The following is a 12252-nucleotide window of genomic DNA, read 5'->3' as shown; positions in this document are numbered from 1 at the left end:
ATTTTTTAGTAGATTGATAGGGGTTTTTCAGATTTTATGTATCGTATTCCAAAGTAATAGATGGGTTTGATGTTCTAAAAAACCCCCTCAAACTTTTTGAAAGTTGAGGGGATTTATATTTGAAGTTTTTATAATTTACCAATCGCTTTGCCGAGTGTGTAGGCTGCTGTATTGATAGGTTTAACGAAATCGCCGATATATTCTTCAACGTCTGCGTTAAAGCCTTTTTTAAATTGTTGTACACCAGCGTCTTCAGCATCCTCACTAAAGTCACCTGTAACACCATAGAAATTGTATCTATCAATGCCATGTGCTTTGGCAAATTTAATCATTTCCCATTGTAATTTATATGCACCCATATAAGGGTTATATTTAGGGTTTGAGCCACTTGATAAATAATAGACTTCATGGTCATTGTATATATAAATAGCTGCAGCTAAATCTAATATTTCACCATCAGATTTAATAGTATTTTCTGTATCATCAATTTTTCTGCGTGTACTATTTAATTGTTGCGTGATTTGTGTATGTTTTGTCTTTTGTTTTTTCGAATTAGGGCTTTCTTCTAATGCTGATTCAACCTCAGATAATTGAGTTTGAAGTGTATTCAGTTTAGTCGTTAAGTTCGATAAATATTTTGTTAGATCTACATACGCTAATCTTAAAGAAGCATTGCCTTTATAGGCTTGTTGTAATTCTTCAAAATAAGGCTCGTCACGGAAACTGAAACCGTGTTTCTCTTCTGCCATTTTAAATAGTTTAAAGAAACGATCTGTTTCTTCGATTGGAAGCGTGCAAACATCTACGCCCATTTCTTCTGTACGCTTAATATTTCTTCGTGTTTGGTAATCCATTTCTTTAAGTAATTGTTTTTCAGATTTACCTTGTAAGTCTAATACGGATAACCAACGTGCTTGGCTTGTTTTTGAGTAGCCCACTGTGAAACCTTCATGTTTATAACCGAGTGACTCTAAAGTATTTATTAAAATACGGTTATCATAAGATTTCACTATTTCACCGTCAGCATTTCTTAAATTTTCTAAAATATAGGGATCTAAGCGAACGTAAAGACAGTTATGCTTTTTTAAGTAAGATGTAAGTGATTTAAAGAAGAAATTCACTAAAGCGATATTATTATAATCTAATACGGGGCCACGTTGGCTGTAGAAGTATTTAAAATATTTTAAAGCACGTGCTTCAGTAAATAATCCAGCAGCAATCACTTCATCATTATCATCTTTGACACCTAGTAAATGAGCATTATTGTAATCATGTTCAAGATGTTCATAATTTAAACGTGATTGTGTATAATGTGAGAAGTTTTCTGTTGTAAATTTTTCGAATTCATCAGGGGTAATTTTCACAAATTGCATAATTTAGTAATTCCTCCTTAAAAAAGCAACCCAATGTACATGTATTATATCAAAGTTAAATATAAATAGCATATCAAAAGCAAATGATTAAAATGGTTTAGTGTCCCAATTTAAATGTTGTGCTATAGGTTATATCATATTAAAATGCACTAGTATATTTAAAAATTTAGGTGTATGATGTAGTATACGGAAATACATGTGTTTATTTTAGAAAATAACATAGATATAGATTATAGTTTGAAGGTGACTTGATTTAATGAAGAAATTTACAATATTATTCGCAATCGTAGCATTATTTCTTTCTGCTTGTAGTAGTGGAAAATATGCTGGAGAAATAGATAAAGCTGTTCAGAAACAAGAGAAATACCAAAAGAAATTAGCACATAAACGTAAAGGTGATGTAGATAAAAAATTCGATAAAAAAGAAGCGAATATTTACGTTTATGGAAAAGGTAAATACGTTACTATCGCGTATAAACCATTAAAAGGTGATGCTGAAGAGCATTATTTCACTTATAAAGTTAAAAATGGCAAAGCACATTACTTAAAAGACTTTAATTCTAAAGGTTACACACAAAGACATGAGGCCGACTATAAAGAAGAAAATATGAATAAAAATGAGTAATGCGTTGTTTGTCTAACAAACAATCGAGGTGTACACAAAAGTTAAATGAAAAAGTTATTTGTTACTCTGTGCTTTCTTTTGTCAATTATAGTCCTGAGTGGGTGTAACAATATTGACAATCTCCATAAAGGAGAAGAGACAACAAAAGATGGTAAAGTGAAAATTATTGAATATGGTGACTACAAATGTTCATATTGTAAAAAGGTAGAACAACATGTACTACCTAAGCTGAAAGAAAATGATATTGATAAAGATAAAGTAGATTATCAATTTGTTAATATTGCTATTTTAGGTGATGATGCACTCCTCGGTTCACGTGCAGGGCATGCGGTTCAACAATATGCCCCAAAACAATACTTAGCATTTCAAAAACGCATGTTTGAACAACAACCTAAGTCTGAAAAAAATTGGATTACTAAAAAGTTAATCGATAAACAAATCGACGCTCTAAAAATTGATAATCAGAAAAAAGCTAAGATTAAAGAGGCATACAAATCAAAACAAAGTTCTGCATGGAAAGTTGCAAAGAAGGATCAACAACAAGCTAAAAAAGATGGTGTAACGGTAGCCCCTACAGTTTATGTTGGTGGGGAAAAACTAGAGGATCCATATAAATATGCCAACTATAAACGATTGATTGATAAACACACACAGAATGATAAGGACAATTAAAGTTTATTGTGTTTTTTTGAAATAACATATAAGTATTGAGTAATAACAAAACGAATTATTGATATAAGTATAAGCCCCTCAAAGATTCTTTGAGGGGCTTAATGGTTGTTATTTATGTCCTGGATTTTTTAGTATTTATACATTTCTTAAATAATAATGAAGTAATTAACACTCATTAGAACGGGTAGAGTGGTAATGAAAAACTTTATATTGTTAAATAGCACCTCATTTTTCCGAAGTACAACGTTTATTTTTAAGTAGTGAGTTTTCATGTTTGATATATTATATGTATTTGGTATAATGAATATATCGAAATGATTATTAGGAGGTAATGTAGGATGGCAAAATTAAACTTTGATGCAGCACATTCAGCTGTTGAATTTTCAATTAAACACTTAGTAATTTCAAATGTAAAAGGTAGATTTAACGAATTTGAAGCAAAACCAGAAGGTGACGTAGAAGATTTAAGCTCATTACAAGGTGAATTTATCATTAACGCAAAATCAATTGATACACGCGTAGAAGATCGTGATAATCACTTACGTGGCGAAGATTTCTTAAATGTTGAACAATACCCAGAAATCAAATTCGAAGTTACAAAAGCAGATGAAAAATCAGTAACTGGTAATTTAACAATTAAAGATGTAACAGAAGAAGAAACATTTGAACTAAATTATGAAGGTAAAAGTAAAAACCCAATGAACGGTGCAACAACAGTTGGTTATATCGTTAACGGTTCAATTAATAGAGAAAAATATGGCATCACTTTCAACCAAAAACTTGAAACAGGTGGCGTAATGATCGGTAAAGACGTACACTTCCAAGTAAGCTTAGAATTTGCAGTAGAAGAATAATTCATTTTAAAAGAAACCAGCCATTTCATCAACTCAATGAAATGGCTGGTTTTTTTATGTGAAATTTAATTTTTAGATCGTTTGTCTTTATAATATGCATATATAGTATAGCCTATAAAAGCACAGTTAAAAATAATAAGTCCTATTAATGAAATAATAAGAAAATTAGTATTGGTATAATCTTTTCCAGTGACTAGCAAACCGATAATTTCAGGTAGACAAAGTCCTATGAGAATCAGACCGAAAAATTTTTGTTTTTTAATAATAGTTATAATTACGGAGATAACTAATAATATGCTCCCCATTATAATGTTGGTAATAAAGCTTGGATTCCAAAAAGTAACAAGAGGATAGTGACGAGTTAACCATTCTAATCCAATGAATAGTAAGAAAGCTGTAACTGACCATATACCAACTACAATATACGTTTTTTTATTATCTCCCCAACGTACAATCGCTTTTTTTAAAACAATTAAATCAAAAATAAATACTAATAGATAACCAAAAGTAATATATAATATTAGACTTAAACTTAATGTGAAAGAGTTGTCTATCATACGTGGAATAATAAATATCAATATTAAGAATGTTGCTAAATAATAGATGAATTTGCCTAAACCGGTGTCTCGACTCAGTTCTTCTGAGAAATTATCAGCGTATGCTTTGATAGGTGTATTGACTATACTAGAAACATCTTCATTGTTCGCTTCTGCTATCGCAAGATGATCGTGTAATTCATCTATAATTTCTTCAATTTCAGTTTCATTTTTACCTCTTAAGAGCAATTCGGCTTTCAGTTTTATTAAAAAATTTTCAGCTTTGTCACTCAACATCATCAACACTCCTCATTAAATTATTCATACCGTGATTCAAATAGTTCCATTTATACTTAAATTTATTTAATTCTGCTAAACCAGAGTCAGTAATTGAATAGTATTTCCTTCTTGGACCACCACTGTCAGACTTCTTTGTTACTGAAGAGACGTAACCTTTCTTACTTAACCTCAATAAAACTGGATAAATACTACCATCACTAATTTCTGGAAATTGTTGGGCCTTTAACTTATCTAAAATTTCATAACCATATGTTTCGTTTTGTGCGATTAAGCTTAAAATTGCGCCATCTAGCAAACCTTTCATCATTTGATCGGATATAGACATCGTATCCCTCTTTTCACTATCTTATATAGTAAGATAGTATGGAAATAATCGTTTGTCAACTACCTTACAATAAAAGATAGTGCATTTTACGAAAGACGTTGTTTCTGACAAAAAAATATTGTATTGAAAGCTATGTAAACGGGTAATGGTACTTAAAAAGGGGGCGATATGACATGACGACAGCATTACCAAATATTGGAAAGCCTGCTAAAAATGCTTTAGATAATTTAGGAGTAACTACATTAGAAGAGGTCGCCGAATATGAACGTTTGGCATTATTAGATACGCATGGGGTAGGGCCTAAAGCAATAGAGAGATTGCAAACTGCATTAAAAGAAATTGGATTAAACTTTAAACACGAAGCCATTACTAACCTACCATTTGAATTCGAAGGAGATTTAAATTGCGATAATGCCCCGAAACGACGTAGGATGATTGATTTTATCATCGGGATTGCAACGATTGATGATGCATTATTGAAAAAGATAGCCGACGACAATATGGTTTGGGAAATAGCTGGCTATAATCAAGAAACATATAGTTTGGAAGATTTCATTAGCGAGCTCAATGAACATAAAACAGCCATCACTTCTATTGAAGTCAAACATAATATCTCTCATGGTAAAATGGGATCAGTGGATGGTAAACAAATAACTAAAGATGGTACCATTACACATTTTGCCGACTTTTTTGAATTTGAAAGTCATAAGAAAGATGCAAAAATTAAAAAAGTGACATCATATGTCATTATGGAAGAAGAGGATGATTAAATGGCTTTAAGAGTAGAAGAAAATAAAATTATTTTCACTAGAAAGTTTAATACGACAAAAGAGAATATATTTAAAGCTTATACAGAGCAGGATTTATTTGAAAAATGGTTCCATCCAGAAGGGGCAACATTAGAAGTATTCGAATTTAATGTCGAAACAGGTGGAAAAGCATTTTTCGCTATCAAAGCACCTGAGGCAACAAGTTATACAGTTGCACAATATAAACGTGTTGAAGCACCTTATTTAATTGATTACTATGATTATTTTGCTGACGAACAAGGCAATATAGATCAAAATATGGACGGTATGCACAATACGATTCGTCTTATAGGGCATGAAGATAACTCCTCGACAGTTGAATCAGTAGCTGAATTACCAGATGCGGAAGCCGCTCAAAAATTATTAGATATGGGCGTGGAAGCTGGAATGAATAGCACATTTGATAATTTAGAAAAGTTAGTTCAAAAAGAATTTAATAAATAAAAAAGGGAGTGAGACAGAAATCGAATTTTCTAATAGAGATTTCGTAGTCCCACCCCGGCAAGGATGACTAGGATTGAAAAAGCTTGTTCTAAGCGCATTTTCAATTCAGACATCTACTGCCAAATTGATAAAGAGTCTAGACACCTATTTTTGTCTCAGACTCTTTATTCTTTAGTTAATAATTTAATGCCTTTAGCAATATTTTTAATAAATAAAATGAGTGCGATGATACCGAATATTACTAACACGATAATGGCACCAGTTTGCATCATTTCTGGATTATCAAAAGGTTTATCAGGAATTTCTGAATAGAATATGTCAGCTCCCTTTGCAATAAAGAACATAATCCATAGAACAATCTGGTTAAAGAAAGCTTGCTTTCCATGTTGTGCCGATTGTTTTTTAGAAATAATCCAGACAAGTAATGGAAAAATCACTGGCGCGAATAATATACTAAAATAACTTAGTGCTGATAATACGTTATCGTTATTATTTCTATTTTCGATGTGTAACATCTCCAATTACTATTCAAACATACGTTAAATAAAAATGATATCTACCTTACAGTTTTGTTAGATAAGTATGAATAAAATGATTATTTGAGAAGCGGGTGCGTGTAAGTATTTAATAATGATATAATAATATAGTCGCCTTAACTTCCATAGGCGAACCTGACTATGGAAGGAGGTGAATTCATGAATCTCATCTTTGTGAGTATTATTGCACCCATCATCTCTGGGTGTATTGTTGCGATGTTCACGTTTTGGCTAAACAATCGTAACAGATAGGCGACATGAGCCTCACCGTAAAAACCCCCAATCTATGACCGTAGATTGGGGGTTTGGTGATTCATGAATCTTATCTTTGTTAACTAGATTATAACATGAGGTTATATAAAAAAGCAAAACACAATAATTGACTGAAAGTCTGTGAAAGGCGTAATGTGTCCATATAATTATATTATTCTAATGTCGCTTATAGAGTAAAGTAGCTTAAAAGGATGTGAAAAAATGTCAGATTACAATATTAGAATTGCTGATACTTCAGATGCTGAAGAAATTCAAGCAATAATGTATGATGCGTTTACACCACTTAGAGATTTAGGGATAGATTGGCCATCAGTAAATGCTTCAGTATCAGATGTTAAGAAGAATATTATTGATAATACTACATTTGTGTTAGAAATCGAGGGGGAAATCATATCGACAATTACAGTGCGTTACCCTTGGGGAGGGAAAAGACGAATTAGTATTTATCCCTTTGTGTGGTGGTTTGCAACGAAACCATCATATGACGGTCAAGGGATAGGAAGTTATTTATTGAAATATGTAGAAGAAACGTTTTTACGAGATACACTTAAAGCAGCAGCTGTCACACTTGGCACATCAGCACGCAAGCATCCATGGTTACTCGATATATATAAGAAACGTGGCTATGAAATTTACGCTGAACATGAAAGTGAAGATGGTGATTTAGGCGTTATTATGAGAAAGGTATTAATTCCAGAGAAGTTCGATGAATCTATTTTAGGACCTCCACCATTTTAATATAAAAAACGGGGAGCGGAACAGCAATCGAATTTACTAATAAAGATTTCTTAGTCCCACCCCGGAAGGATGACTAGGATTGAAAAAAGCTTGATATAAACGCATTTTCAATTCAGTCATATACTGCATAGTTTAAAAAGAGTCTGAGACATCTTTCTTTGTCTCAGACTCTCTTTCTTTGTATTAGTCAATTTGAATATTTGATACAGGTTGTTCTGCTTTAGGTTTTTTAGGTAATGTGATTTCAAGAATTCCATTAGTATAAGAAGCTTTAATAGCTTGTTCATCAATATTTTCAAAAGAAAATTGACGTTTCATATCGTTGAAACTACGTTCTTGATGAATAATACGTCCATTATCATCTTGTTCAGTTGTTTGCGTTGTTTGTTTTGCTTCAAGTGTTAGTAAATTATTTTCGAATTGTAATGAAATGTCGTCTTTGTTAAATCCTGGAAGTTCTGATTGTAAAATATAAGCACCTTCAGTTTCCTTTACATCAGTCTTAATCATGTTGTTTCCAGGGAATTGTTCGAAAAATGTACGTCCGAAATCTTTAATTAAGTTGCTAGGGTTCATGTCTGAAATTGAATTGTTGAATGGTTTAGATTCAAAAGCCATACATATCACTCCTTAATTTGTTTATTAAAATAAAACAATCGTTATTTGCAATTGAGCTTGTGATATAGGTAATGTAACAGTTAATATCACATTTGTCATTTATACAGTCATATTGTGTCAGTCATTATTGAATAAATAACTATAACTAGCCTTTATTCATAGTTGAAATAAAAAAAATCTTACAAGTTCATTGTAAGACAATAGTCAAAGAAAGTCAAAGTCAAAACATTGGTAAATAAAATTTTATAGGAGTAGAGTGTAATAATGCTTAATTGAATACGAAAAATAAAAATGGAATAAGGAGGGGTATGGGGGAATAGAGGTACGAAAAAGTATTAATTGAACGCGGATAGAGATCAATATGACTTTTTAATACCTCGTTTATATTAAATATTGTCAGTAAAATGATTGTTTACAAATTTCTGTAGTGATTCTTTGAGTTCAATTGCCTCATCGATGTTCATATCTAAATCACCGAAAACCTTTTTGGATATATCTAATAACGGGTCTTTTATAGAAACCCCTTTTTCTGTTAATGAAATCTTTAAACTACGTTCATCTTCGAGCTCTCTTGTACGTGTCACATAACCTTTTTTCTCAAGCTTTTTGAGTAATGGTGTTAACGTACCAGAATCTAAAAATACACGTTTACCTAGTGTTTTAATATTAATTTTCTCGTCTGATTCAATAGCAAGTAGCACTATATATCCCGTGTAAGTTAGATCGTACTCCTTTAAATATGAAGTATACTTCTTTATTACTTCTTTTGAAGAAACATAAAATAGAAAACATAGTTGTCGCTCTAAATAACTATCTTTTTTCTCCATTAAATCACCCCTTTTGAAAACTAACGATATTATGAACCGTATTTATTGTCAAGGAACGGTTGTGCACCCTTTTAAGTAAGAATTTATAGTATTTTAAGTTGTATGTGTTTACTCTCAATTAAAATAAAATATTGTAACATATTTTGCATAGATGATTTTGTGAATATAAAAAATGCAATGTTGTTTAATTAATCTGCACAACGTTCAATTATAATTATAAATAAAAACCTTATGAATAGAAACAAAAACTTGTCGATAATATAAGAAAATTTTGTTACAAACTGAACTTTCCTCTTTAATAATGTAATATTTTCAGTCATACTATTACCGTTATGAATTAAATTAGGTGATTCCAATAAAATGTATGATTTATTTTTATGATATAGTACGTTTTAATTGTTGATGGAAGGAGTATAACAATGAAGACATTTTTAAAAGTATTTGGATTGCTTGTCATTTCGTTAATTTTAGCAATTGCTTTTTTCTTAGGTCTTAGAACATACCAAGGACATAAAAACCTTGAGCTTGTAGATCATTATTTAAAGGAAGAACATCTAACTGATAAAGTTAAATCAGAGAAAACGTTATATAGTGCGAAAAAAGGATTGTATTATAAACAAATTAAATTTAAAGATGACAAAGGTGTCGTGTATGATGTACAGCCAGTTAGTACTTATAAAGGTATAGTCGTTCAAGGCTTTGATTCAGAAACTAAGAAAGAAGTACGTGATGCCAAACATAATAAGTTTGATGAGAAATACAAAATGAAATAATTAATATGAGTTTAATCAAACTATTGATGATTACAATATAAATTAAACGAGCTATGTGTCGTTACGTAGCTTAAATAAAAGGATTGTTTCCTAAGTTAGAGGAAACAATCCTTTTTATTTGTTAAGGTAAAATATTTGCAATTGAGATACTTAATGTTACTCAAATATAAAATACAATAATATAGCTTGAAAATTTGAGACTATTCCAATAGAAAAAGGATCTTAAAATGTAATTAGACACCGTATGACTGATTTTACTAGATTTTTAAGAAATAACACATAGCTATTAAACATGTTACTTATTTATAAAATAGAATGGTATATTGATAATATAGTTGTCAAAATACACTATATTATCAATTTTGTTATATCTAACTAAAAATTATTTTGGTATAATAGAGAAATGTCAGAAAAGGGGAGACATAGCATGACAAAAATTAAGAACATTAGCTTGCCGATGCAAGTAATTATTGCATTGGTCCTTGGTGTGATTGTAGGGTTACTCCTTTATGGTCACGATGAACTTGCCAACTATATTAAACCGTTTGGCGATGTATTCTTAAATTTAATCAAAATGATTGTGATACCAGTTGTGTTCTGTTCATTAGCTTTATCTATTTCAAACGTAGGTGAGTCAAAAACAGTAGGTCGATATGGACTGAAAACAATTGTGTATTTTGAAATTATAACAACTATAGCAATCGGATTAGGTATTATATTCGCAAATTTATTTAAACCTGGAGCAGGATTAGATCCTGATAAATTGCCTAAAGGTGATATATCAACATATCAATCTTCAGCGAAAGCAGCAGAGGAATCTACATATGGTAATCATTTTATTGATACTATTGTAAATATTGTACCAACCAACTTTTTTGAAGCATTAACTAAAGGTGAGTTATTGCCTATTATATTCTTTGCAGTATTCTTTGGTATCGCCTTATCGGCTGTAGGCGAAAAAGGCGAACCAGTTAAAGCTGTCTTAAGTGGTACGTTAGATGCAGTATTTTGGATGATTAATAAAATCCTAAAATTAGCACCAATTGGTGTGTTCGCATTTATTTGTACAACTATTATGACATTCGGGGCTTCTGCTTTATTACCACTATTAAAATTATTGTTAGTGGTTATTGGTTCAATGGTATTTTTCGTAATTGTTGTACTCGGTATTGTGGCGTGGATTTGTGGCGTAAACATATTCTCAATTATGAAGATTTTGAAAAACGAATTAGTTTTAGCATTTTCAACTTCAAGTTCAGAGTCAGTGTTACCGGTTATAATGAAGAAAATGGAACAATTTGGTGCACCAAAAGATATTACTTCATTTGTAGTGCCAATAGGATATACGTTTAACTTAGATGGGTCAGCATTATATCAATCAATCGCAGCGTTATTTGTTGCACAAATGTATGGTATAGATATGTCGATTGGTCAACAAATCGTATTGATGGTGACATTAATGGTGGCATCTAAAGGTATGGCCGGCGTTCCTGGTGTATCTATCGTAGTATTAATTACAACATTAACTTCAATGGGATTACCTGCAGAAGGTCTTGCACTTATTATCGGTATTGACCGATTATTAGATATGGTAAGAACTTGTGTCAATGTTATGGGTAACGCCCTTTCAACTGTTGTTATTGCTAAATGGGAAAAGGTTTATGATAAAGAAAAAGGTAAAGCATACTTGAAATCAATTTAAATAATATAAATTCTGACATTTATGAAAGTGCAGGCGTTATTAATTAACGTCTGCATTTTTATTTGGGATGGAGTAATGTTCAAAGAAGTTGAGCATTAATTATTCGTTGGTTAAAATTGAAATCAACGAAATTTTCATTGAAATACGATTTAAGTAAGGAGATTAATGTATGCTTCATCACATATATTCCGATTATTATAAACAACCTGCGAAAATTACAGAAAAAAAGCCTGAGATACACGGGGTCGTTTTGCACGATGATGCAGAAAATAATAAAGCAGTTGATTATATTCAATGGTTGCAACGCCGTATTGATAAAGATGAATTAGAAAAAGGTTGGGCCTGTGTTTATGTAGATAAAGAAAGTTGTTATTGGTTTCATCCTTCTAACTATATAGAGTGGCATTGCGGTGAACCATTTGCAAATGCACATTTTATTGGTATAGAAAGGTGTCAGTCATTAATTAATGGTGTTTTATCAGATAAAGCCTTTATGGAAAATGAAGAAACAAGTTATTGGATAGCAGCTTTGTTACTAAAAAAATATAATCTTCCTATAACAAGAGAAACTGTGCGACTTCATAAAGAATTTTCAGATACAGCGTGTCCAGCACGTGCGTGGCAAGTTCATCTAGGCGATGTACCAACAAATGAGAAAAATATAAATAAATTGAAAGATTATTTTATTGAACATATAAAACGCTACAGTGACCAAATTACCAAAGATGACCTCGACGTACTTGGATAAATGGTAAAAAACATTGGCTTAATATATAGTAGCTATTGCGTTATAAAGTGAAAACGATTACAATAATTATAAATAAAATTGGAACCGGTTCTACAACTG

At 31.3% G+C, this 12252-nt stretch carries 16 protein-coding genes; 10 read left to right on the top strand and 6 right to left on the bottom strand.

Annotated elements, in window-relative coordinates; genetic code table 11:
- Positions 1-128: 128 nt before the first annotated feature.
- Entirely contained in the window at positions 129-1373 is a 1245-nt protein-coding gene (locus QQM35_RS01630; RefSeq protein WP_251517546.1) for an aminoacyltransferase, read from the bottom strand.
- Between the two features lie 256 nt (positions 1374-1629).
- Here QQM35_RS01630 and QQM35_RS01625 point away from each other — a divergent pair, with 256 nt between their 5' ends.
- The 3 genes from QQM35_RS01625 (at position 1630) to QQM35_RS01615 (ending at position 3524) form a co-directional block, all read left to right on the top strand.
- On the top strand, positions 1630-1998 hold the full coding sequence (locus QQM35_RS01625; protein ID WP_251517548.1) for a cystatin-like fold lipoprotein: 369 nt from the start codon (positions 1630-1632) through the stop codon (positions 1996-1998).
- Positions 1999-2043: 45 nt separating this feature from the next.
- Positions 2044-2670, top strand: a complete 627-nt coding sequence (locus QQM35_RS01620) for a DsbA family protein (RefSeq protein ID WP_251517552.1) — start codon at positions 2044-2046, stop codon at positions 2668-2670.
- Between the two features lie 338 nt (positions 2671-3008).
- Entirely contained in the window at positions 3009-3524 is a 516-nt protein-coding gene (locus QQM35_RS01615) for a YceI family protein (protein WP_251517562.1), read from the top strand.
- 65 nt (positions 3525-3589) lie between these two features.
- Here the strand turns inward: QQM35_RS01615 and QQM35_RS01610 are convergent, their stop codons facing one another.
- Positions 3590-4360: a hypothetical protein gene (locus tag QQM35_RS01610; RefSeq protein WP_251517578.1), complete on the bottom strand. Its 771-nt coding sequence runs from the start codon at positions 4358-4360 to the stop codon at positions 3590-3592.
- Positions 4347-4685, bottom strand: a complete 339-nt coding sequence (locus QQM35_RS01605; protein ID WP_251517580.1) for a PadR family transcriptional regulator — start codon at positions 4683-4685, stop codon at positions 4347-4349. Before QQM35_RS01605 ends, QQM35_RS01610 begins: the two co-directional genes overlap by 14 nt.
- 173 nt (positions 4686-4858) lie before the next feature.
- On the opposite strand from QQM35_RS01605, the gene QQM35_RS01600 reads away from it, so the two are divergent.
- Positions 4859-5455, top strand: coding sequence for a DNA-binding protein (locus QQM35_RS01600; protein ID WP_251517582.1), 597 nt, complete (start codon positions 4859-4861; stop codon positions 5453-5455).
- On the top strand, positions 5456-5938 hold the full coding sequence (locus QQM35_RS01595) for an SRPBCC family protein (protein ID WP_342610451.1): 483 nt from the start codon (positions 5456-5458) through the stop codon (positions 5936-5938).
- Positions 5939-6102: 164 nt separating this feature from the next.
- Here the strand turns inward: QQM35_RS01595 and QQM35_RS01590 are convergent, their stop codons facing one another.
- The gene (locus tag QQM35_RS01590) at positions 6103-6453 is read right to left on the bottom strand and encodes a DUF4870 domain-containing protein (protein ID WP_251517585.1); all 351 of its coding nucleotides are present in this window, start codon (positions 6451-6453) and stop codon (positions 6103-6105) included.
- A 162-nt stretch (positions 6454-6615) separates the two neighbouring features.
- On the opposite strand from QQM35_RS01590, the gene QQM35_RS01585 reads away from it, so the two are divergent.
- A complete protein-coding gene (locus QQM35_RS01585) occupies positions 6616-6726 on the top strand; it encodes a type I toxin-antitoxin system Fst family toxin (RefSeq protein ID WP_342610450.1) in 111 nt (36 codons plus the stop codon).
- Positions 6727-6948: 222 nt separating this feature from the next.
- The gene (locus tag QQM35_RS01580) at positions 6949-7485 is read left to right on the top strand and encodes a GNAT family N-acetyltransferase (protein WP_251517590.1); all 537 of its coding nucleotides are present in this window, start codon (positions 6949-6951) and stop codon (positions 7483-7485) included.
- Between the two features lie 183 nt (positions 7486-7668).
- On the opposite strand, the gene QQM35_RS01575 is transcribed toward QQM35_RS01580, so the two are convergent.
- The gene (locus QQM35_RS01575; protein WP_251517593.1) at positions 7669-8103 is read right to left on the bottom strand and encodes an Hsp20/alpha crystallin family protein; all 435 of its coding nucleotides are present in this window, start codon (positions 8101-8103) and stop codon (positions 7669-7671) included.
- A gap of 386 nt (positions 8104-8489) precedes the next feature.
- On the bottom strand, positions 8490-8930 hold the full coding sequence (locus QQM35_RS01570; RefSeq protein WP_251517596.1) for a MarR family winged helix-turn-helix transcriptional regulator: 441 nt from the start codon (positions 8928-8930) through the stop codon (positions 8490-8492).
- Between the two features lie 419 nt (positions 8931-9349).
- On the opposite strand from QQM35_RS01570, the gene QQM35_RS01565 reads away from it, so the two are divergent.
- The 3 genes from QQM35_RS01565 to QQM35_RS01555 all read left to right on the top strand — a co-directional run bounded on the left by QQM35_RS01565 (position 9350) and on the right by QQM35_RS01555 (position 12153).
- The gene (locus QQM35_RS01565) at positions 9350-9703 is read left to right on the top strand and encodes a DUF3139 domain-containing protein (RefSeq protein ID WP_251517599.1); all 354 of its coding nucleotides are present in this window, start codon (positions 9350-9352) and stop codon (positions 9701-9703) included.
- Between the two features lie 427 nt (positions 9704-10130).
- Positions 10131-11405, top strand: a complete 1275-nt coding sequence (locus QQM35_RS01560) for a cation:dicarboxylate symporter family transporter (RefSeq protein ID WP_251517603.1) — start codon at positions 10131-10133, stop codon at positions 11403-11405.
- A 169-nt stretch (positions 11406-11574) separates the two neighbouring features.
- The gene (locus QQM35_RS01555) at positions 11575-12153 is read left to right on the top strand and encodes a peptidoglycan recognition protein family protein (RefSeq protein WP_251517605.1); all 579 of its coding nucleotides are present in this window, start codon (positions 11575-11577) and stop codon (positions 12151-12153) included.
- The last annotated feature ends 99 nt before the right edge of the window (positions 12154-12252 follow it).

It is taken from the genome of Staphylococcus hsinchuensis (assembly GCF_038789205.1).
Lineage (GTDB): Bacteria > Bacillota > Bacilli > Staphylococcales > Staphylococcaceae > Staphylococcus > Staphylococcus hsinchuensis.
This window is presented reverse-complemented; position numbering and strand designations above follow the sequence as displayed.